We start from the raw sequence: 20,790 nt of genomic DNA, 5'->3' as shown, positions 1-20,790 counted from the left end.
GGTTGCCCTCGTGGTGCCGCCGTTTGGAAGCGTTCGCCATAATAGCGAGGTTTCCGAAAAACTAATCGTGGAAAATCCGCGTTTTACCAAATTATTACTGGATGCCGTTGTTTTTTCCGCCCTCAAGGCCTTTGGGCAGAGGGAAAGTGACCGCCTCTTCCACGCCATCCAGGATCCGCACGCTCTTCGCGCCCAGTTCCTTCAGGCGGTTGATGACCGCGTCCACCAGCACTTCCGGCGCCGACGCGCCAGCCGTGACGCCGAAGCGCAGCTTGCCTTCCAGCCAGGCCGGATCGATCTGGGAAGCGTTGTCCACCATATACGCCGGGGTGCCCTTCTTCTCCGCCACTTCGCGCAGGCGGTTCGAATTGGAGCTGTTCGGCGAACCGACCACGATCACCACTTCCACCTGCGGCGCCATGAATTTCACGGCTTCCTGGCGGTTGGTGGTGGCGTAGCAGATGTCGCCTTTTTTCGGCTCAATAATATTCGGGTATTTTGCCTTAAGGGCCTCGATGATTTGTGCCGTATCATCGACGGAAAGTGTCGTTTGCGACACATAGGCCACTTGCTCAGGGTTCTTGACCTGCAAGCCGGCCACGTCGCCCACCGTTTCGACCAGGTACATGCCCTCGTCGGTCTGGCCCATGGTGCCTTCGACTTCCGGGTGTCCATCGTGGCCGATCATGATGATCTCGCAGCCCTGCTTGCGCATCTTGGCCACTTCCACGTGCACCTTGGTCACCAGCGGGCAAGTGGCGTCGAAGATCGACAGGCCGCGCGCTTCCGCTTCGGCCCGCACCGCTTTCGACACGCCGTGCGCGGAAAACACCAGGGTGTTACCGGCCGGGACATCGTCCAGCTCTTCAATGAAGATGGCGCCCTTGGCGCGCAGGTCTTCCACCACATAGGCGTTGTGCACGATTTCGTGGCGCACGTAGATCGGCGCACCGAACTGCTGCAATGCGCGTTCGACGATCTCGATGGCGCGGTCAACGCCGGCACAGAAACCGCGCGGCTGGGCGAGGAGAATTTCTTTGTCCATGTTCTTTACAGCACAGAGATAAGGTTCACTTCAAACTTCACCGGCTGGCCAGCCAGCGGGTGATTGAAGTCGAAGATGGCAACGTCGTCGCGCAGTTCGCGCAACACGCCGGCGAAGCGGCCGCCTTTGGGTGCGTTGAAGTCGACCAGGTCGCCGATCTTGTATTCATTGTCCGGGGCGGAATTTTCTTCCAGCGTAGCACGGGACACGGCTTGCACCAGGTCCGGGTTGCGCGGGCCGAAGCCTTCGCCCGCTGCCAATTCGAACACCTTGTGCGTACCCTCAGGCAGGCCGATCAGCAGCGCTTCCAGGTTCGGCGCCAACTGGCCCTGGCCCAGCATCAACGTGGCAGGGTTGCCTTCGAAGGTGGAAACGATATTGGTGCCATCCATGGAGGCGAGGCGGTAATGCAGGGTGAGGTAAGCCGAAGCGGTGACAACGTTAGACATGGAAACAACTCTGGTGACAGGCAAAACGCTATTGTAAGCCATCGGGCGAAGCCACGGCGCGGCAGCCCCCTCCCTGCCCTGCATAAAACCTGACCCAGCGCAAATTGCCGTTCCCGCTCGCGCCAGATAATGGGCGACGGAGGTGACCATGGCAATTTCAGACTGGCCGGAACAACTGCGCCCACGCGAGCGATTGTTAAAAGCGGGGCCGCATGCCCTGTCCGATGCTGAATTATTGGCAATTTTCCTACGGGTAGGCATTCCCGGCAAAGACGCGGTGGCGCTGGCAACCGACCTGCTGGGGCGCTTCGGCTCGCTGCGCGCCCTGATCCACGCCAGCCGCGCCGATTTCACAGCCGTGCCCGGGCTCGGTGCCGCCAAATACGCCCAGCTCCAGGCTGTGATCGAGCTGGCACGCCGTGCGATCGCAGAAGAGATGACAGCGGGCGCAGAGCTGTCCTCGCCACACGCAGTCAAGGACTTCCTGCGCCTGTCGCTGGCCGGCCAGCCCTACGAATCCTTCCACGTCCTGTTCCTGGACGTGAAAAACCGCCTGATCGAAGCCTGCGAATTGTTTCGCGGCACGCTGACCCATACCAGCGTTTATCCGCGCGAAGTGGTCAGGGAAGCCTTGGCGCGCAACGCCGCCGCCGTCATGCTGGCCCATAACCACCCGTCCGGGTCACCCGCGCCCAGCGAGTCGGATGTGCTGCTGACACGGGCGCTGGTACAGGCGCTGGCCCTGGTGGACATACGCATCCTGGACCACTTTGTCGTCGCCGGGCACCAGGTGCATTCCTTCGCCGAACATGGGCAAATCTAATTGTTAAATTTTGAGTTAATGTTTGACACAATTGTTTTTCGCAAGTGCTTGAAAATCTTGAGAAATTTCCATATACTCTTGTTTTTCCAATTCGGAAGTAATTCAAGGAGTGTGCCATGGCACGTGTTTGCCAAGTAACTGGGAAGAAGCCGATGGTCGGCAACAATGTTTCCCACGCAAACAACAAAACCAAGCGTCGTTTCCTGCCTAACCTGCAGAACCGTCGTATTTTTGTTGAATCTGAAAACCGCTGGGTCTCCCTGCGTCTGTCTAACGCCGGTCTGCGCGTAATCGACAAGGTCGGCATCGACGCCGTCCTGGCCGACATGCGTGCACGTGGCGAGAAAGTTTAATAGGGAGCTGAATCATGGCAAAAACTGGCCGCGACAAGATCAAGCTGGAATCGACCGCTGGTACTGGTCACTTCTACACCACGACCAAGAACAAGCGCACCATGCCTTCCAAAATGGAAATCATGAAGTTCGATCCTAAAGCACGTAAGCACGTGATGTACAAGGAAACCAAGATCAAGTAATCGATCTCGGTTCGAACAAAAAACCGCCCCTCAGGGCGGTTTTTTTTATTTGCAGCCTTCCAGTGTTTGCAGCTGGAGGCGCTTGCCGGCGTGGATCGCCGCTACCTTCCCCTCATGCATCATGTAGCGGATGGCCAGCTCACGGTCGCCCGTTTCCACCATCAGCCAGTCGGCATGTTCCGGATGCGGCTTCACTGCGTCGCCATACACACGCTGCAGCTTGATTGCCGGATCGCCGATGCGCACGCCACGTTCGGTGCCAAAGCCGCCTGCCACGTCAACGCGGACTACCACCTTTTTCACAAAGGTCACTTCGACATTCTGGTAGCGCTTGGAACGTGCCACGCGGCATACCTTGTCCAGGGTGATGTCCTTGTCGGCCTCCAGGCCGCCAAAGGTCTTGCCCAGGTTCTCATAGCGGGCGCCGACCTTGTAAGGCCCCAACCCTTCCGGTTTGATGATCCAGCTTGCGCCGGCCTGGGCGCTGCCCGCCAGCATCATCGCCAGCGGAAAAATCCACCATTTCACTGCAATCTCCTCAAATGTTGATTCATGGAAATAGCATACTCCTAAGGAGGAAGCCACGCCAACACGAATTGCGCGCCATCCCATCCATCGAGGTATTTTGGTAACACATCGTCGACATCGAATTCCTTCCCGCAAAAACAAAACGGCCCCGAAGGGCCGTCTTATTACCAGGTCAACGATGCTTAAGCATAGCTGCGCAGGCGCATCGAGAACTCTTGCAGCGACTTGATGCCGGAAGCTTCCGCGCGCTCGCACCAGTCTTGCAGCTTCTGCACCAGCTCATCGCGGCTGAAGTGCGAACGCTCCCACAGCATGCCCAGCTCAACACGCATCGTGTGCATGGTTTCCAGGGCTTTCGAATGCTGGAACAGTTCCACCAGCTGCTGTTTTTGCGGAGCTTCCAGCTTGGCTGGCTCACGCTGCAGCAGCTTGCGGGCAGATTTCGGGAAGCGCGATTCCAGCTGCGACTTGTCCTTCAGTTGCGCCAGTTCTTCTTTCCAGGCGTGCTTGACCGACTTGGCGTACTTGGCCATGACATCGTAACGGTTGGCGATCACGGATTGCAGGGTTTCGAAGTCGGCTTTCACCTTGGCTGGGTCGAACTTAGGCTTCGGCGGCATCTTCTTCACTTTCGCCATGCCAATCATTTCCATGGCGCGGATGTAGCCCCAGCCGATGTCGAACTCATACCACTTGGACGACAGCTTGGCCGAAGTCGCATAGGTGTGGTGGTTGTTGTGCAGTTCTTCGCCGCCGATGATGATGCCCCAAGGGATGATGTTGGTGGCTGCATCGGCGCAGTCGTAGTTGCGGTAGCCCCACCAGTGGCCGATGCCATTGATGATGCCGGCGGCGGTCACCGGGATCCACAGCATCTGCACGGCCCACACGGTAATACCCTTGGCGCCGAACAGGATGAAGTCAAGGATCAGCAGCAGCGCCACGCCTTGCCAGCTGAATTTGCTGTACAGGTTGCGCTCGATCCAGTCGTCCGGCGTGCCATGGCCATACTTTTCCATGGTTTCCTGGTTCTTCGATTCAGCGCGGTACAGCTCGGCGCCTTCCCAGAACACTTTCTTGATGCCCTTGGTAACCGGGCTATGCGGATCTTCTTCGGTATCGCACTTGGCGTGGTGCTTGCGGTGGATGGCAGCCCATTCCTTGGTCACCTGGCCGGTGGTCAACCACAGCCAGAAGCGGAAGAAGTGCGAAGGGATCGCGTGCAGTTCCAAAGCACGGTGCGCCTGGTGGCGATGCAGGAAGATCGTCACGCTGGCAATGGTGATGTGGGTCAGGATCAGCGTCACGCCAACCGTTGCCCAGGCACTGAGGCCGGTCACGCCATTGCTGATGAAATCGAGAACTGCGCTTAAATCCATTACAACTCCAAATGAGGATTCCGAATACACGCAATTGTACGCGCATTCGTAGGTGATTAGCGGAAGGATTTCCCGTAGGAACTGATTATTTTTTAGGCAGACGGCTCCGGCAGAGCGCCGACCAGGCGGATCTCGCGTTGCGGGAACGGTACAGAAATTCCGTTTTGTTTCAAGGACTTCCAGATTGCCCGATTGACATCCGAGGTCACGCCGCCGCGGCCATTTTCAGGGTCGGCGATCCAGAACGCCAGCGCCAGTTCCAGGCCGTCGGCGCCGAACGCTTGCAGCATGCCCGAAGGCGGTTTGTCTTTCATGACACGCTCGATCGAGAGGGCCGCGTCTTCCATCAGTTTGAGCACGAAGTCGACGTCGCTCTCGTAGCCGACCGTCACGCGGGTGACGATCACCACGGCCGGATTGGACAGCGAAGAGTTCTGCACCGCCCCCGACACCAGCATCTCGTTCGGCACGATGGCTTCCACGCCATCGGTCCCCTGCAGCACCGTATACCGGGTATTGATCTGGGTAACCTGGCCGCTGTACTTGTCGACCGTGATGACATTGCCGATGGTCAGGCTGCGATCGAGCAGGATGATGAAGCCCGACACATAATTGCTGGCGATCTTCTGCAAACCCAAGCCGAGGCCGACGCCCAGCGCGCCGCCGAACACCGACAGCACGGTCAGGTCGATGCCCACCAGCGACAGGCTGACCAGCACCGCAACCAGGATCAGCACGGCGCGCCCCATACGCGCAATCACCACGCGCAGATTGGAGTGCATGGTATGCAGGTTCATCAAGCGCTCTTCCAGCGCCGCCCCAGCCCACATCGCCAGCAACAGCAGCACCACCACCGAGACGGCCGCCTGCAAGATGGTGGCGATCGACACCTTGTGCTTGCCGAGCGGGATCAGCGTATCGTCGAGGAAGGCGAACACATCCTGGTAGAAACCGGTGATGTACAGCACAAAGGCCAGCCACACCAGGAGCTGGAAGGCCTTCTCGAAATTCTGCATGCCCTCGCCCACCACGCCGCCGCGCGCGAACACGCGGCGCAGCAGATAGAAGCCGAAGCGGATCACCGCCAGCGAGCTGAAGATCGGCAACGCCAAGTTGAACAGGTTGGTGTGCAGGTGGAAGCGGCCCAGCATCTTCTGCGAAGTCCACAGCAGCACCACGATCGCCAGCGGGCCGATCACGCGGCCGAAGCTCTCCACGCCAAAGCGCGCCACATGATTGTTTGCGGTACGCGCCTTCACGCCGCGCCACAGGAAACGCGACAAGGTCCAACCCAGCAAGACGGACACCACGATCGCGCCCACCTGCCACATCAGGCCCGGATCACGCAGATCACCCAACAGATCATTCAGCAAATTCGCCAACGGCATCGTTCGACTTACTCCTATGGTTCAGCCCGTGTCACACCTTGGGGTCACCTTGGGGTCACACCCCAAACGGGACACGGGCTCGGCTGTTACTCTTCGTCAGCCTTGACCGGCTTGGCCATTGGCTTGCGTTCGAACACGGCGGCGAAGAAGCCGTCGGTCTGGTGCTTGTGCGGCAGCAGCTTGAGGTAGTCGCCCATCTCGAGGTTGGCGATCTTCTGCTCCGCCAGCACTTGGGACATCGGCACCAGCTCGAAATCCGGATGGGTTTCGATGAACTGCTTGGCGACCGCGTCGTTCTCTTCTTCCAGCAGCGAGCAGGTGGCATACACCAGGCGGCCGCCGCCCTTGACCAGGCGCGCCGCGCCGTCCAGGATCGAGACCTGCTTCTCGTGCAATTCGCCGATCGCGCTTTCATCCTGGCGCCATTTCACGTCCGGGTTGCGGCGCAGCGTGCCCATGCCGGAGCATGGCGCGTCCACCAGCACGCGGTCGATCTTACCTGCAAGGCGCTTGACCTTGGCGTCCCGTTCGTGCGCGATGGCCACCGGGTGCACGTTCGACAGGCCGGAGCGCGCCAGGCGCGGCTTCAGTTTCGCCAAACGCTTTTCGGACACGTCAAACGCGTACAGGCGGCCGGTATTGCGCATCTGCGCGCCCAGCGCCAGCGTCTTGCCGCCGGCACCGGCGCAGAAGTCGACCACCATCTCGCCACGCTTGGCGCCGAGGATCTGGGCCAGCAGCTGGCTGCCTTCGTCCTGCACTTCGATGGCGCCGGACTTGAACAGCGGCAGGTTTTGCAGCGTCGGCTTTTTCCGCAGGCGCAGGCCGAGCGGCGAGAACGGGGTCGGCTCGGCGACGATCGGTGCAGTCGCCAGTTCAGCGATCACCGCATCGCGGTCGCTCTTCATGGCGTTGACGCGCAGGTCCAGCGGCGCCGGGGTGTTCAGCGCATCGGCCAGGGCCAGGGTTTCCTCTTCGCCGTACTGGGCGGACAGCTTGTCGAACAGCCATTTCGGCATGTTGGCACGCATCGATTTGTGCAGCAGCGAGCGGTCGATTTCCAGCTGGCGCTTGAGCCATTCGGATTCGTCTTCCGACAGGCCCGGCAGCGCGTCGATGCCGACCGCATCGGCCATGCCCAGCAGCACCAGGCGGCGCATGGTAGCGCCTCCGGCCACCCCGGCTTCCGCGCGGTCGCTGAAGAAGGCTTTGTTACGCAATACCGCGTACACCGCTTCGGCGATGGCGCCGCGCTCGCGGCCTCCCAGCTTCGGGTGCGCTTTGAAGAAGAACGACAAGGTGGTGTCGGCGGGCGCGGTAAAGCGCATGATTTCACGCAGCACGTTCTCGGCGCTGGTGAGGATATATGGTGGCAAACGCATGATGTTCTTTCTTAATTAGTTGCGGTCAATCGTGACCTTGCCATCCTCGACCTGCAAACGGCCTTCGACGAACCAGCGGATAGCACGCGGGTACATGACCCATTCCTGTTCCAGTACACGCGCCGCCAAACCATCGGCGGTATCGCCCGGCAAGATCGGCACCGACACCTGGTCCACCAGCGGGCCATGGTCCAGCTCTGCGGTCACGAAGTGCACGGTGGCGCCATGCGTGGATTCGCCGGATGCCAGCGCCTGCTCGTGCGTATGCAATCCTGGGAACAGCGGCAGCAGCGACGGGTGGATGTTCAGCATGCGGTTCTCGTAGTGGCTGACAAAGCCCGGCGTCAGGATGCGCATGAAACCGGCCAGCACCACCAGATCGGGCTTGAAGCCGTCAATGACTTCCTGCAACGCAGCATCAAATGCTTCGCGGCTAGGGTAATCCTTGTTGCTGACTACGGCGGTCGGGATGCCGTGCTGGGCCGCAAATTCGAGGCCCTTGGCGTCCGCCTTATTGCTGATGACGGCGGCGATGCGCGCTGGCCACTGTTCGGCCTGGGCTGCACGGACCACCGCTTCCATATTGCTTCCGCGTCCGGAAATGAGGATGACGATGTTTTTCATGGCCGCCATTGTACCTGCTCAGGCGAGCCAACGCGACATTATGCTGCCCTGCAGCAAGCTATGCAAGTGGGGAATGAAGGCTACTCGAAGGAGTAAAAGACGCGGAACGGGACTTTCTTCTCGGCCCAGAAATCAGCCGCATCGCGGAACACATCCAGCAGGCACTCGCGTGCTTCACGGTCAAATTTTTGCGTGTTTGGCAACTGCTCGAGCACGGCCAGGAAACCGGCCTGCTCACCGGCCTTGGCCATGGTTTCGGTCAGGGTTTCGCGCAGTGCGTCGAAATTCTTGGCATGCGGTTTAGGGATATGGAAAGACTCGGCAATAATGCCCAGGACTTGCTGCTTGGTCAGGCCGGCATGGCAATGTGCATACAAGAAATGCTGCCCCAGGCGCGCTGCCTCGTCCTGCAGCTCTGCCACGCGGAAAGCGCGAATAGACTGGACTAAATTAGGCGGCACAGTTATCAACAAACTCATCTTTCCCTCAAATCGACCTATCAAATACAAGCCGTAGGCGGGTCAATGCGCCGGGGCCGGAGCTTTCGTTTCTCCCTGTCAATCTGATTCCACGCCATAAGGGTAACGTGTTGTACTCTATGAATCAACCCGAAAGTGAGTCCTAACGCAAGTTTTGTTAAAAACTTACCATATTAACCCAAAAGCATGGGGTTACATTTTGTTGCCTTACTTCCCCCAAGGATACAAGCCTTGGCGTTACTATTTAGGCGTGCAATTCCCATTAAACCAAAGCGAACTGCCAAAAAGACAGGAACGAGGTAAACAAAATGAACGCCAAAACTAAATTGTTTTTCGCAGCACTGAGTCTCGGCACCCTGCCGCTGGCACAGGCGCAAGCCATTGATTTCGAGGACTACGGCCGGGTCACCCGCGTGACGCCGGTGACCGAGCAAATCAACCGTCCCCGCCAGGAATGCCGCACCGAGTACGTCCAGGTGCAGCAGCCGCAGGAACGCGGCGTGGGCGGCAGCATCCTGGGCGGCATCCTGGGTGCCGCGGTCGGCAGCCAGGTCGGCGGCGGGCACGGCAAGACCGCCGCCACTGCGGCCGGCGCGATTGCCGGCGCGGTGATCGGCGACCGCACCCAGAACGCCAATGCGCAGCCAGGCGCGGTGCAGGAGCAAGCCGTGAAGCAGTGCCGCATGGTCGATGCGTATGAAACCCGCACCACCGGCTACAACGTGGAGTACGATTACCGCGGTCGCAACTACACCAATTTCATGAGCTACGACCCGGGCCAGCGTATCCGCCTGCGGGTAAATGTTGAACCGATGAATAATTAAGCCCGGGAAGCTCGCCAGCCCCCCGGACTGCCGGCCAGCGATGGCCGGCAGTTTTTATTTGTACGCTTGCTTGTGAGCAAGATAACGCGGGATAATGCCGTTATGCTGATTAAACGTAAATCCATCGAAAAAGAAGAGTCTTCGCGTCCAGCGACGCGCAAGCCCAAGTTTGCGCCGGTCACCTTGTCCGAGCTGGACGGCGTGCGCTACCTGCATTTCGGCACCGAATGGGTGCAGGGCGCCATGCGCCTGCGCAAGCCGGACTGGCCGGAACTGGAATACGCGCAGCAGATGATGGCCTGGATGCTGTGGCACGAGGCGCCAAGCCATATCGCCCAGCTGGGACTGGGCACCGGCGCGCTGACCAAGTTCAGCTACAAGTCCTTCCCGCAAGCGCAAGTCACTGCGGTGGAACTGAACCCTTCGGTGATCAGCATCTGCTATTCCATGTTCAAGCTGCCCGAGAATGACGGCCGCCTCAACGTGCTCGAGATGGATGCGATGGATTACGTCACCAATCCGGATCACCACGGCACGCTGGACGCGCTGCAGGTCGACCTGTACGACGCCACTGCGCGCGGCCCGGTGCTCGACACCGCAGAGTTCTACCAGGCCTGCGCCGCCTGCCTGAATGACGATGGCATCATGACCGTCAATCTGTTCGGCGACCATCCAAGCTATGCCAAGAACCTGAAAGCGATGAAATTCGCCTTCCCGCAAGTGGTGTCGCTACCGGAAGTCCACGACGGTAACGTGGTGGCGATCGCCTTCAAAACCCGCCGCAATATCGACGTGGCAGCGCTGGCCGATCGCGCCGCACACATCGTCGCCGAAACAAAACTGCCCGCAAAGTCCTGGCTAAAAGGACTGAAAGCCGCACTCGCATAAGGTCACACATGGCAAAAGCACTCGATCTTCAAATTATCTTCACCTGGCTGCTGGCTGATGGAATGGTCGAGAAAGCCGAAGTCAAAGGACTGTATACGCAGGCGCAGGGCATCCTGCGCAACACGCCCGGCGCCATGCATCCCCTGAGCGCGGTGGCGCACTGCAAGCTGGTATCGGCCAAGAGCGGCAAGCTGCTGACGCTGGACGTGCTGACGGAGTGGCTGGCGCAGCGCGCCAAGCTGCCGTTCTACCGCATCGATCCGCTGAAGATCGACTTCACCAAGGTGGCGGACGTGATGTCGGCCAGCTATGCGGCGCGCTTCAATATCCTGCCGGTGGAGATTACGCCGGATACGCTGACCGTAGCCACCGCCGATCCGTTCGCACTGGAGTGGGAAGCGGAAATCGCCAAGGTCTCGCGCCGCATCATCAAGCGCGTGATGTCGAACCCGCTCGATATTTCGCAATACACCTCGCAGTTCTTCTCGCTGGCCAAGTCGATCAAGCACGCCAACAAGAACACCGGCCAGGACGTCGCGCTGCGCAACAACTTCGAGCAGTTGGTCGAACTTGGCAAGATGAACAAGACGGTCGACGCCAACGACCAGCACGTGATCAATATCGTCGACTGGCTGTGGCAGTACGCCTTCGAGCAGCGCGCATCGGATATCCACCTCGAACCGAAACGCGACCTCGGCACCATCCGCTTCCGTATCGACGGCGTGCTGCACCAGGTCTACCAGGTGCCCGCCGTGGTGATGATCGCGATGACCGCGCGTATCAAGCTGCTGGGCCGCATGGACGTGATCGAGAAGCGCCGCCCGCAGGACGGCCGCATCAAGACCCGCACCGCGGCGGCCAGGAAATCGAACTGCGCCTGTCGACCTTGCCGACCGCCTTCGGCGAAAAGCTGGTGATGCGTATTTTCGACCCGGAAGTGGTGGTGAAGACCCTGCCGGAACTGGGTTTCCCGATCGACGATGCGAAACGCTGGGATGCGCTGACCAATCGCCCGCACGGCATCATCCTCGTCACCGGTCCTACCGGCTCCGGCAAGACCACCACGCTGTACACCACGCTGAAAACCCTGGCGACGCCGGAGGTCAATGTCTGCACCGTGGAAGACCCGATCGAGATGGTGGAGGCGTCGTTCAACCAGATGCAGGTGCAGCCTGGCATCGACCTCACCTTCGCCGACGGCGTGCGCGCGCTGATGCGGCAAGACCCGGACATCATCATGGTCGGTGAGATCCGCGACCTGGAGACCGCGGAAATGGCGATCCAGGCCGCGCTGACCGGCCACCTTGTGCTGTCCACCCTGCACACCAACGATGCGCCATCCGCCGTGATGCGCTTGCTGGAACTGGGCGTGCCCTACTACATGCTGGAAGCGACGCTGATCGGCATCATGGCGCAGCGCCTGGTACGCACGCTGTGCGTGGACTGCAAGGAAGAAGGCGGCGAACTTGCGGACGATATCTGGCAAGGCCTGAGCGGCGGCTGGGACATCGCCAAGCCCGAGAAAGTGTTCCGCCCGGTCGGCTGCCCGGAGTGCCGCCAGACCGGCTTCCGCGGCCGCACCGGCATCTATGAGCTGCTGACCACCAGCGAATCCTTCAACTCCATGCTGGAAGAAGAAACCGACATCACCGCCCTGCGCAAGCACGCGGTGGCCGAAGGCATGATCCCGCTGCGCATTGCAGGCGCCTTCAAGGTATGCGAAGGCGTGACCACGGCGGAAGAAGTGCTTAAAGTGACCGCCATGGCGTAACGGCAGAAAAAATGGGCTTTGCAAACGCCAAAATCCTCGTATATAATACGGCCTCTTCGGGTCGTTAGCTCAGTTGGTAGAGCAGCGGACTTTTAATCCGTTGGTCGCAGGTTCGAGCCCCGCACGGCCTACCAGAATGAACATGAAAGCCTCGTCTTCGGACGAGGCTTTTTTGTTTCTGTCAGCGGAAGAACAGCAACCTTCCATCGGCCGTGGCGGCGATCAGTTGTCCCTCATGCCAGACCGGCGTCGAAACGAAGGCGCCCAGCCGCTTCACGAGTTCGATCGAGGCCAGCATCGACTGCGGGCCCTCGAACAGGCGCTTGCCGTCGAACTTGCCGCTCTTGGCATCCAGCAGGCCGAAATCATCGGCCAGGCTTTCCGGCGTGCGCCACGACCACTGCGGTTTGCCCGCCATTGCGTCCAGCGCAAACAGCTCGCCGCGCATGCTGGCGCCGTACACGGTGCCGCCCACCAGCACCGGCGTGGCGTAAGTCCATACCCTGGTGTCATGCTCGAACAGTGGCTGTCCGCTGCGCTTGTCGAGGCCAACCAGCAGGTTGCTGTCGGAGGTGCCGAAATAGACGCCCTTGTCATTGGCGACTGCACCGGAAATCACCCAGGAACCTTTGCCGTTGTAGCGCCACTTCATCTTCCCGCTGGTCAGCTCCAGCGCGTAGAACCAGGAATCGCGGGAGCCGATATATACCGTATCGCCATCGATCAGCGGCGCAGCCTGCACGCCGAACAGGGTACTGGTCTTTTGCTCGGTCTCGGTCTGGTAGCGCCACAGCTGCTTGCCGCTGGCGGCGTCGAGCGCATATACGGCGCCGTCCCAGCTGCCGAACACCAGGGTTCTGCCCGCAAGCGCGGGCGCGGCGTGGATCATCCCACCGCTCTTGAATGCCCATTGCACGGCGCCGGTCCTGGCGTCGAGCGCGTAGAGCCGCTCGTCGGAGCTGCCGAAGTACACCCGGCCGTCTGCAACCAGCGGCGACGATAGCCATAAATCCCATGGATCGCGGCTTGGCGCCGCTCCCTTCTCACTGCCATACAGGCCATAGGCAGCAAAGCGCGCTTCGCCCTGTGTGGCAAACTCCCAGCGGCGCACGCCGGTCTGTGCATCCACCGCGTGCAGGCGGCCGTCGCGCGCCAGGGCGTACACGGTGCCGTCAGCCACTGCCGGCGTGGATCCGATGCCGGCGCCGGCATGGTAAAGCCAGGCGAGCTTGCGGCTGGCGAGATCGTACGCGTACAGGTTGCCGTCCTCGGCGCCGATATACAGCTTACCCAGCCCGACGACCGGGCTCGAAACAGTCTGCGCGCGCAGCTCGATGGTGTGCTCCAGTTTCATGGGCGCCGCCGCATCGGCTGGCGGCGCGGCCAGCGAGAGGGCAAGCGCCAGCGCAAACAAGGTATTGAGAATTCGCATAAGGTCTCCGTGGTGAACCAGGCGATTCTATCGGGGCCGGCGGCGCCAAACCTTCAGGCTTGCTAAAGGCGATGCGATAGCCATGCTGCTACACTCTGAGGCCATGAAAATCCTGCTCGTAGAAGATGACCTGGAACTTGGCCGCGCACTGCAAGCGGTGCTGCTCGATGACGGCTTTGATGCGGTCTGGGTGCGCATGGCATGCGACGCGCGCCGCCTGCTGCTGCCAAACAGTTTTGCCGCCGCAGTGCTGGACCTCGGCCTGCCCGACGGCGACGGCATGGCGCTGCTGCATGAATTGCGCGGCAATGGCGACCAGTTGCCTGTCGTATTGATTACGGCGCGCGATGCGCTGGAGGACCGTTTATCGGGCTTCGCCAAGGGCGCCGACGACTATCTCGTCAAGCCGTTCGACATGGCGGAATTGCTGGCGCGGCTGCGCGCCGTCTTGCGCCGTACGCACGGCACCTCGGCCAGCAGCGGGCTGTGGAGTTCTGGCGCACTCACGCTCGACGAGCGGCGCAAGGGTGCCACCTGCGATGGGCAACCGCTTGCGCTGTCGCCCACCGAATACTCCCTGCTGCTCGCATTGATGCAAGCGCCCGACCGCGTAGTAACGCGCACTGAACTGGAACAACGCGCGCTGGCCGGCAACGCCAGCCTGTCACTGGACGTGCACATGTCCAACCTGCGCAGGAAAATAGGCGACCAGCGCGTGCGCACGGTGCGCGGCGTCGGCTACATGATCGCACCATGAGATCGCAGCGCTCCCTGTTCCGGCGCCTGCTGGGCGGTTTCCTGCTGGTGATGCTGGCGATCTGGCTTGGCGTGGTCGGCCTGGCCGTCTATGAGACCAAGGTGCTGCACGCACGGCATACAGCCGCCGAGAACCGGGGCTGGGCGCGGCAGATCCTGCTCAACCTGCGCTCGGTGGCGCACGATCCGGCCGAGGTGATGCGGGTCGCGCAGCAGGTCGAAAAGCTGCGCTACGACATGCTGCGTGAAGTCGAATACTGGCCCAAGCCAGCCATGCTGCAGGTATGGCTGCACGGCGAGCGCATCTACCAATCCGAAGGCCGGCTGCCGGGCGGCCTCGCCCTCCCCGGCCCGGATACGCCCAGTCTCGGCGCCGAATGGTCGACAGACACGGAGCGCGACGCGGCCAGCGGCCTGATGGTACGACGCGACGCCATGCACGACACCAGTTGGCTGCTGACCGGTTCCGGTGCCGCCTATTATGTGGCGCCCTTGCTTTACAGCCTGCCCTTCCTGCTGCTGCCCGCATGGTTCATCGTGCGGCGCGGCTTGCAGCCGCTGCAGGCGATGGTGGCGGCAATCGAGCAAAGTTCCGGCAGCGCCCTGCATCCCCTGCCGCCGTCAGGCTACCGTGAACTGGCGCCGTTGGCGGCATCGGTCAACCAGCTGATGCAACGCCTGACGGAGCGCGTTGAGCGGGACAAGGAATTCCTGACCGATGCCGCCCACGAACTCAAGACGCCGTTGTCGGTAATCCAGGCCAATGCCCACCTGCTCCTGAACCATCGCGACAATCCTTCACGCCTGCAGGAGGCCGACCAGGGCCTGCGGCAAGGCGTCGCACGGACCACGCACACCGTGCATCAGCTGCTGGCACTCGAACGGGCACGCCAGGACGCCGAAGCCGGGGCTGCGCAAATACTCGACCTGGTGCATCTGCTGCGCGAACGGCTGGCGCACGCGGCGCCGCTGGCGATGCAGCGCAACGTCGAACTGGAACTTGATGCACCCGCCGAATGCGCGCTGGCACTGCACCGCGAGAGCGTCGTCGCCTTGTTCGATAACCTGGTTGGCAACGCCATCAAATACTCGCCGCAGCATGGATCTGTACGCGTTTCGCTATCGGCTGGCAAGGCCCCAGTGCTGGCCATCTGCGACGAGGGGCCGGGGATCATTCCGGAACTGCGCGCCAAAGTGTTTGAGCGCTTCTACCGCATTCCCGGCCAGACGCAGCCCGGCAGCGGCCTTGGACTGGCCATTGCGGAACGCGCCGCCCAGCGCAACGGCGCCCGCATTTCGCTGCACGATGGCGATGGCGCGCGCGGCCTGCTGGTGCAGGTGCGATTCACGCCGGCTTAACGGAAGCGTTTCGGCTGGCGGCGGCGGTTGACTGCGTTCTGGTCTTGCAGGATGCCGTCCACGCGCTCCGATGCGGAACGCGAAAGATCCAGCGCCTGCGCCACGTCGGGAAAGAATTGCGGCAAGCGGTAACCCAGCCAGGCATAGGCCGAATACAGGCGGCAGGCGTCTTCCGCTTCCTGCAGGTTCATCCACCGCAGCGGATTCTGTTCCGGGTGCAGGTGGATCACGCGCTGGCGCGACAGCGAGACGCACCAATGCTCCCAGGCTTTCTGCAGCATGACCACCTTGGAAGAAATCGGCACCAGCGACAAGATGAACTTGTCGGCCACCGACAGCGGCAAGGTGTCCAGCCATTCGGCGCGTTCGAACTGTTCCTCCGTGATGCGCGGGAAGAAAAAGCCATCCGGCACGTCGATATTGTGAACGAAGCGCTTGAGCAGCCGTGCCAGCGAATCTTCGCCGGTGACCGCGGCGATTCGGTGCAGGTGTTCCAGCGTCGGCGCCACGGCAAATCCGGTAGCCTTCAGCGGCGGCAGCTTTTCCTTCAGCAGCGAACGCATCACGCCGTGGGTCTCGTCGTCGTAGCCGGCCACGTGGCCTTCCTCGTGCACCCCGTAGCGCCCCGCCCTGCCAGCAATCTGGCGCGCCAGGGCGGCCGGTATCTCTTCTTCCTCGTAGCCGTTGTACTTGACGGTGGTGGTCATCACCACGCGCTGGATCGGCAGGTTCAGGCCCATGGCGATGGCGTCCGTGCCCACCACCACGTCGGCATGGCCATCACGGAAGCGCTGCGCCTGCGCGCGCCGCACTTCCGGCGACAGGTTGCCATACACAGTGGCGACCGACAGGCCGGCCTCGGTCACCATGTCGCGCCACATCAGCACTTCGCGGCGCGAGAAGGCGATCACGGCATCGCCCTTGCGCAGGCCTTTGAGCTTGCGCACCGCGGAGGGCTCCATCGACAGCGGCGCCTTGCGCTTCAGGATATGCACTTCGATCGGGCACTCCAGACGCTCGGCCAGTGCCTCCACCGCGCGCCGCGCTTCGGCAGCACCCACCAGATAGACCGTGCGTGCCGGTGCGCCGCAGACGGCGGCCGTCCAGGCTGCGCCGCGGTCGCGGTCGGACAGCATCTGGATCTCGTCGATCACCGCCACATCGACCGGGGTGCGCGTGTCCAGCATTTCGACCGTGCTGGCGACGTGGGTTGCGCCTTCTTCGATGCGGCGCTCTTCGCCCGTCACCAGGCTGACCTTCAGGTCGGGATCGGAGGCTTGCAGGCGTTCGTAGTTCTCCAGCGCCAGCAGGCGCAGTGGCGCGAGATAGACGCCGCTGCGCGCCTTGGCAAGCGCCTCCATGGCCTTGTGCGTCTTGCCGGAGTTGGTCGGGCCAAGCACGGCGATGAACTTGCGCGGCAGGCGGCGCGCCACCTCAAAGGTATCCGGATATTCGGCCAGGTTGATGCTTTGCCGCGTACGCTCGGCATGGCGCTCTTCGCGATGGCGCTCCACCGCATGCTCCAGGCGCTGGCGCACGCGGTCGAACACGATGCCGGCCGGCTCGGAAGTCTGCATGTCTTGCAGCGCATGCAGGAAATCCATCGGCCGCATGCCGTAATCGTCGCACTCTTCGCGCAGTTCGGCGGCAAAGGCGACAACGTCGGCATGCAGTGCGGTTTGCGCCGCTTCGCTGCCGCGCTCCAGCAATATGGCTGCGCGCCCTTCGCGCTCCAGCTTGCGCCATTTGGATGGCTTGGCCAGCACGCCTTGCTGCGGCACCAGGTCGTAGGGAATGTGCAGGCCGTCCAGCTCCACAGAGCCTGTGAAGCGCAGGAATACGCGGCCTTCCTGCTTTGCCAGTTCGATGCCGCGGGCCGCAAGGCCCAGCTCGGTCACCAACTGTTCGTCGTCGTCAAAATCTGTCATGGCGAGACGATTATAACGAATGGCGCTGCGTTGCTAGTTCCAGATGCGGTAGACCCAGTAAGTTTCGTCTTCCAGGCCGCGGCGCAGGATCTCCGAAGGGCTCAGGCCGCTGATCTCGCGCGCTTCGCGGCTCATGTGCGACTGGTCGGAGTAGCCGCCCAGTTGCGCCATGTCACCCAGCGAAACCTTGCCTTTCAATGCGGCGTCGCGCGCTGCGATGAAAGTCTGCTCGGCGCGGTAGGAGCGGCGCAGGCGGCGCAGCGGCTGGCCCGCCCATGCGCGGATGCGGCGTTCGGCCATGCGTACGCTGCGGCCGATACCTGCGGCGGCCGCCTGTCCTTCCAGGCGGCGCACCCAGTCCCCTACCGCGCCGTCGAAGCTGCCGTCATCGCGCGCGGCGCGCCAGCGCGGCTCAAGAAATTCCTCCAGCAAGGCAATCCGCGCTTCGTCGTCCGATGCGGCAAGCATGCGCGCCGCCAGTTGCTGCCAATCGCTGTCGAGCAAGGCGTCCAGCGGCTGGAAGCGGTCGACGATGGTGCTCATGTCAATTCCCGTCAGGCGATGCAGCGCTTCGGGGAAGAACAGCACTGTCATGAAATGCGTCGGCCCGGGATTGGCGGAAACCGTGGGTCCGGTCCACGCGCCGGACAGCACCACGCCACCTTCAGGACACTGCATGTCCGGCATCGGCGGCTCAAGCATCACCGACTCGCCCACCAGCTGCAGGAACAGCACAGGGAAGCCTGTCGCCGGATAGCGGTTCAGGCGCTGCTCATCTGGCAGCTCGCAGCCGACGGTATTGCGCACGACAATCGCACGCAGGCAGGAGGCGAGCGAACGGCGCGGGGCGATGAATTTACTAATTGGCAACATGCGCATCATTGTAGCGCGATGTCGCAAATGTTCAAGACCGCGCCGGACACGCGGCGCATACTGGCCACCATGGATACCACGACCGCCCCCACTGCCGGCGCGCTGCGCCAACTTTCCGACCTGCCCGGACCCAAGGGGCTGCCCTTGCTCGGCAATGCCTGGCAGCTGCGGCCGCACAAAGTGCATGCCGATGTCGAAGCCCTGGCGCAGCAATATGGTTCACTGTTCCGCATCAGCATAGGCCGCGCGCAGGCGCTGGTGGTTGCCGATGCGGCGCTGGTCAACGGCGTATTGCGCGACCGGCCCGACGGCTTCAGGCGGCCCGATGTCACGGCCCAGGTATCGGATGAAATGGGCGGCGAGCGCGGTGTCTTCCTGGCGGAGGGTGCAGTCTGGCGCAACCAGCGCAAGATGGTGATGCAGGCGTTTGCACCGCATGCGATCAAGGCCTACTTCCCTTTGCTGGCACGCGTCGGCACGCGGCTGCAGGCGCGCTGGGCACAGGCAGCGCAGCAAGGCCGCCCCATCGCCCTGAATGCGGACCTGAAGCGCTATACGGTGGACGTGATCGCCGGCCTGGCTTTCGGCGAAGAGGTCAACACCATCGAGCACGGCGACGACGTGGTGCAGCAGCAGCTTGAACTGATCATGGATGGTACGGCGCGCCGCTCACTGCTGCCGGTTCCTTACTGGCGCTATATCAAGCTGCCTTACGACCGCAAGCTGGAGGCGGCGGTGCTGGCCATGCGCGAGGCAAGCAACGGCTTCATCGCCAAGGCCCGTCAGCGCATGCAGGACGATCCTTCGCGCGCCGATCGACCGCAGAATATGCTGGAAGCGATGCTGGCGGCGGCCGACCAGGAAGGCAGCGGCATCGACCACGCCGCGGTAGTCGGCAATGTCAGCACCATGCTGCTGGCAGGCGAAGACACCACCTCCAGCGCCTTGTCCTGGCTGATCTGGCTGCTGTCGCGCCATCCGGCCGCGCTGCAGCGCGCGCAGGAGGAAGTACGGCGCGTGGCGCCCGATCCTGCAGGCTTCACGATCGAGCAGATGGACCAACTGGAATACATCGACGCCTGCGCGCATGAAGCAATGCGCCTGAAGCCGCCGGCGCCTTTCATCCCGCTGCAGGCCAACCGTGCTTGCGTGGTGGGCGATGTGCAGGTACCGAAGGACAGCGTGGTGTGGTGCGTGCTGCGGCACGATAGCGTGGCCGAGGCGAAGCTGCGCAATGCCGCGGAGTTCGACCCGCAGCGCTGGCTGGATGGCAGCAACGCGCGCCAGTTGGCGATGCCGTTCGGCTCCGGGCCACGCCTGTGTCCGGGGCGCTACCTGTCGCTGCTGGAAATCAAAGTGGCCATGGCTTGCCTGCTGGGGCGCTTCGAGCTGGTCTCAGTCGAAGGCGACAGCCAGGAATACCACGGCTTTGTCATGTCGCCTGGCGCCTTGACGATGCGGCTTTCGCCAGCAGCTGGATAGTCAGCGCGAACACAAAGGCGCAGCAGAAGGACACGGCCACCGGCTGCGCACGCAGCAGCAGCGAGATCGCCACGCAGAAGGCGGCGAAGGCGAAGTAGCCCAGCATCGTGCCGCGCAGCAGTTGCACCGCGCTGTCGCGGCCCGCCTGCACGTGTGTAAAGCCGACCAGCACCGTGCCCATGACCGGGAACATGGCCAGGAAGCCGCTCAGGCGCGGGCCCAGGCCAGCGGCCGCTGCGCTGACGGACATCACCAGCACGGCCCCCGCCAGCATGCGCCACGGCAGGTCGCCGCCACGGCGGACACCCCGCGTGGCGCCCGCCGTGGCCGGGGCATGCGGCGCCGACGGGAACAGGCGCGGAGCCAGCAGCAGCGCGGCCACAACCGCCAGCGCAGCAAGCGACAGCGGCAGACTAAGCGCTTGCAAACCAGCCACCGCCAGTGCCCCAGGCGCCCAGCGCAAGCGGCATCGCGCCGGCAACGCCCATCCGGCCGGACGCCCACGCATATGTGAGGCTGAAGACGATCATTGCCAGCACGGCCAGCAGGGTGCCTTGCGCCGCCGCGGCGGCAAAGCCCGCGCCCTGTTCCAGCGAAATTGCCAGCAATATCGGCCCGGCAACGATCGGAAAGGCCGACAGCCAGCCGGCAACGGCAGGCCCCCAGCGCCGGCCTGCCAGCGTGACAGCGTAAATCAGCCAGGGCACGAGGAAGAGCTTCAGGGCAAGGATGGAATTCATGGGCCGCGAGTCTACCACGCACGGCCTTTGTATCAGCTAAGTAACAGCACGTTGACATGGACCAGCCGATTGCTCACTATCTTTGCTCCATTGAATCAACCAGGC

21 protein-coding genes, 1 tRNA gene and 1 pseudogene are annotated in these 20,790 nt (G+C 62.3%); 10 read left to right on the top strand and 13 right to left on the bottom strand.

Annotated elements, in window-relative coordinates; all coding sequences use genetic code 11:
* Window positions 1–94: 94 nt before the first annotated feature.
* Complete coding sequence (ispH, locus tag ACQ4MM_RS19445; RefSeq protein ID WP_431478889.1) at window positions 95–1,045, bottom strand: 4-hydroxy-3-methylbut-2-enyl diphosphate reductase; 951 nt, start codon at window positions 1,043–1,045, stop codon at window positions 95–97.
* Between the two features lie 5 nt (window positions 1,046–1,050).
* Window positions 1,051–1,494, bottom strand: coding sequence for an FKBP-type peptidyl-prolyl cis-trans isomerase (locus ACQ4MM_RS19440; protein ID WP_431478888.1), 444 nt, complete (start codon window positions 1,492–1,494; stop codon window positions 1,051–1,053).
* 148 nt (window positions 1,495–1,642) lie between these two features.
* Between ACQ4MM_RS19440 and radC the strand changes: the two genes are divergently transcribed.
* From radC to rpmG, 3 genes are all read left to right on the top strand, one after another.
* Entirely contained in the window at window positions 1,643–2,317 is a 675-nt protein-coding gene (radC, locus tag ACQ4MM_RS19435; protein WP_431478887.1) for a RadC family protein, read from the top strand.
* Between the two features lie 116 nt (window positions 2,318–2,433).
* On the top strand, window positions 2,434–2,670 hold the full coding sequence (rpmB, locus tag ACQ4MM_RS19430; protein WP_008451488.1) for a 50S ribosomal protein L28: 237 nt from the start codon (window positions 2,434–2,436) through the stop codon (window positions 2,668–2,670).
* An 11-nt stretch (window positions 2,671–2,681) separates the two neighbouring features.
* Complete coding sequence (rpmG, locus tag ACQ4MM_RS19425) at window positions 2,682–2,852, top strand: 50S ribosomal protein L33 (protein WP_028101815.1); 171 nt, start codon at window positions 2,682–2,684, stop codon at window positions 2,850–2,852.
* A 45-nt stretch (window positions 2,853–2,897) separates the two neighbouring features.
* Here rpmG and ACQ4MM_RS19420 read toward each other — a convergent pair whose 3' ends face one another.
* The 6 genes from ACQ4MM_RS19420 to ACQ4MM_RS19395 form a co-directional block, all read right to left on the bottom strand.
* On the bottom strand, window positions 2,898–3,380 hold the full coding sequence (locus ACQ4MM_RS19420) for a hypothetical protein (RefSeq protein WP_431478886.1): 483 nt from the start codon (window positions 3,378–3,380) through the stop codon (window positions 2,898–2,900).
* Window positions 3,381–3,562: 182 nt separating this feature from the next.
* Window positions 3,563–4,759 carry a DesA family fatty acid desaturase gene (locus tag ACQ4MM_RS19415; RefSeq protein WP_431478885.1) on the bottom strand — a complete coding sequence of 399 codons (1,197 nt, stop codon included), beginning with the start codon at window positions 4,757–4,759 and terminating at the stop codon, window positions 3,563–3,565.
* A gap of 92 nt (window positions 4,760–4,851) precedes the next feature.
* On the bottom strand, window positions 4,852–6,117 hold the full coding sequence (locus ACQ4MM_RS19410; protein ID WP_431478884.1) for a mechanosensitive ion channel family protein: 1,266 nt from the start codon (window positions 6,115–6,117) through the stop codon (window positions 4,852–4,854).
* Between the two features lie 116 nt (window positions 6,118–6,233).
* The gene (locus tag ACQ4MM_RS19405) at window positions 6,234–7,529 is read right to left on the bottom strand and encodes an RsmB/NOP family class I SAM-dependent RNA methyltransferase (protein WP_431478883.1); all 1,296 of its coding nucleotides are present in this window, start codon (window positions 7,527–7,529) and stop codon (window positions 6,234–6,236) included.
* 15 nt (window positions 7,530–7,544) lie between these two features.
* Window positions 7,545–8,153 (bottom strand): phosphoribosylglycinamide formyltransferase, encoded by a 609-nt coding sequence (gene purN / locus ACQ4MM_RS19400; RefSeq protein ID WP_431479055.1) that lies wholly within the window; start codon window positions 8,151–8,153, stop codon window positions 7,545–7,547.
* 80 nt (window positions 8,154–8,233) lie between these two features.
* A complete protein-coding gene (locus ACQ4MM_RS19395; RefSeq protein ID WP_431478882.1) occupies window positions 8,234–8,632 on the bottom strand; it encodes a barstar family protein in 399 nt (132 codons plus the stop codon).
* Window positions 8,633–8,940: 308 nt separating this feature from the next.
* Here ACQ4MM_RS19395 and ACQ4MM_RS19390 point away from each other — a divergent pair, with 308 nt between their 5' ends.
* The 4 genes and pseudogenes from ACQ4MM_RS19390 (at window position 8,941) to ACQ4MM_RS19375 (ending at window position 12,249) form a co-directional block, all read left to right on the top strand.
* Window positions 8,941–9,456: a glycine zipper 2TM domain-containing protein gene (locus tag ACQ4MM_RS19390; RefSeq protein WP_431478881.1), complete on the top strand. Its 516-nt coding sequence runs from the start codon at window positions 8,941–8,943 to the stop codon at window positions 9,454–9,456.
* A 102-nt stretch (window positions 9,457–9,558) separates the two neighbouring features.
* Window positions 9,559–10,344, top strand: coding sequence for a spermidine synthase (locus ACQ4MM_RS19385; protein ID WP_431478880.1), 786 nt, complete (start codon window positions 9,559–9,561; stop codon window positions 10,342–10,344).
* A gap of 8 nt (window positions 10,345–10,352) precedes the next feature.
* A pseudogene (locus tag ACQ4MM_RS19380) lies at window positions 10,353–12,115 on the top strand (GspE/PulE family protein).
* 58 nt (window positions 12,116–12,173) lie between these two features.
* Window positions 12,174–12,249, top strand: a tRNA-Lys gene (locus tag ACQ4MM_RS19375).
* A gap of 47 nt (window positions 12,250–12,296) precedes the next feature.
* Here ACQ4MM_RS19375 and ACQ4MM_RS19370 read toward each other — a convergent pair.
* Window positions 12,297–13,547, bottom strand: a complete 1,251-nt coding sequence (locus ACQ4MM_RS19370) for a PQQ-binding-like beta-propeller repeat protein (RefSeq protein WP_431478879.1) — start codon at window positions 13,545–13,547, stop codon at window positions 12,297–12,299.
* A 103-nt stretch (window positions 13,548–13,650) separates the two neighbouring features.
* On the opposite strand from ACQ4MM_RS19370, the gene ACQ4MM_RS19365 reads away from it, so the two are divergent.
* Both ACQ4MM_RS19365 and ACQ4MM_RS19360 read left to right on the top strand, forming a co-directional pair.
* Window positions 13,651–14,304, top strand: coding sequence for a response regulator (locus tag ACQ4MM_RS19365; RefSeq protein WP_431478878.1), 654 nt, complete (start codon window positions 13,651–13,653; stop codon window positions 14,302–14,304).
* Window positions 14,301–15,662 carry a sensor histidine kinase gene (locus tag ACQ4MM_RS19360; RefSeq protein ID WP_431478877.1) on the top strand — a complete coding sequence of 454 codons (1,362 nt, stop codon included), beginning with the start codon at window positions 14,301–14,303 and terminating at the stop codon, window positions 15,660–15,662. Before ACQ4MM_RS19365 ends, ACQ4MM_RS19360 begins: the two co-directional genes overlap by 4 nt.
* Here the strand turns inward: ACQ4MM_RS19360 and ACQ4MM_RS19355 are convergent.
* Both ACQ4MM_RS19355 and ACQ4MM_RS19350 read right to left on the bottom strand, forming a co-directional pair.
* Complete coding sequence (locus tag ACQ4MM_RS19355) at window positions 15,659–17,590, bottom strand: helicase-related protein (RefSeq protein WP_431478876.1); 1,932 nt, start codon at window positions 17,588–17,590, stop codon at window positions 15,659–15,661. The two genes, ACQ4MM_RS19360 and ACQ4MM_RS19355, sit on opposite strands and share 4 nt — an antisense overlap.
* 33 nt (window positions 17,591–17,623) lie before the next feature.
* Window positions 17,624–18,463: a helix-turn-helix domain-containing protein gene (locus ACQ4MM_RS19350; RefSeq protein WP_431478875.1), complete on the bottom strand. Its 840-nt coding sequence runs from the start codon at window positions 18,461–18,463 to the stop codon at window positions 17,624–17,626.
* 27 nt (window positions 18,464–18,490) lie between these two features.
* Between ACQ4MM_RS19350 and ACQ4MM_RS19345 the strand changes: the two genes are divergently transcribed.
* Window positions 18,491–19,945, top strand: a complete 1,455-nt coding sequence (locus tag ACQ4MM_RS19345; RefSeq protein WP_431478874.1) for a cytochrome P450 — start codon at window positions 18,491–18,493, stop codon at window positions 19,943–19,945.
* On the opposite strand, the gene ACQ4MM_RS19340 is transcribed toward ACQ4MM_RS19345, so the two are convergent.
* Both ACQ4MM_RS19340 and ACQ4MM_RS19335 read right to left on the bottom strand, forming a co-directional pair.
* Window positions 19,896–20,372, bottom strand: coding sequence for a hypothetical protein (locus tag ACQ4MM_RS19340; protein ID WP_431478873.1), 477 nt, complete (start codon window positions 20,370–20,372; stop codon window positions 19,896–19,898). The two genes, ACQ4MM_RS19345 and ACQ4MM_RS19340, sit on opposite strands and share 50 nt — an antisense overlap.
* Window positions 20,359–20,685, bottom strand: coding sequence for a hypothetical protein (locus ACQ4MM_RS19335; RefSeq protein WP_431478872.1), 327 nt, complete (start codon window positions 20,683–20,685; stop codon window positions 20,359–20,361). Before ACQ4MM_RS19335 ends, ACQ4MM_RS19340 begins: the two co-directional genes overlap by 14 nt.
* Between the last annotated feature and the right edge of the window lie 105 nt (window positions 20,686–20,790).

Source organism: Massilia eburnea (assembly GCF_050709955.1).
Classification (GTDB): domain Bacteria; phylum Pseudomonadota; class Gammaproteobacteria; order Burkholderiales; family Burkholderiaceae_D; genus Rugamonas; species Rugamonas eburnea_A.
The sequence above is the reverse complement of the archived record's forward strand: the minus strand, read 5'-3'. Positions and strand labels throughout refer to the sequence as shown.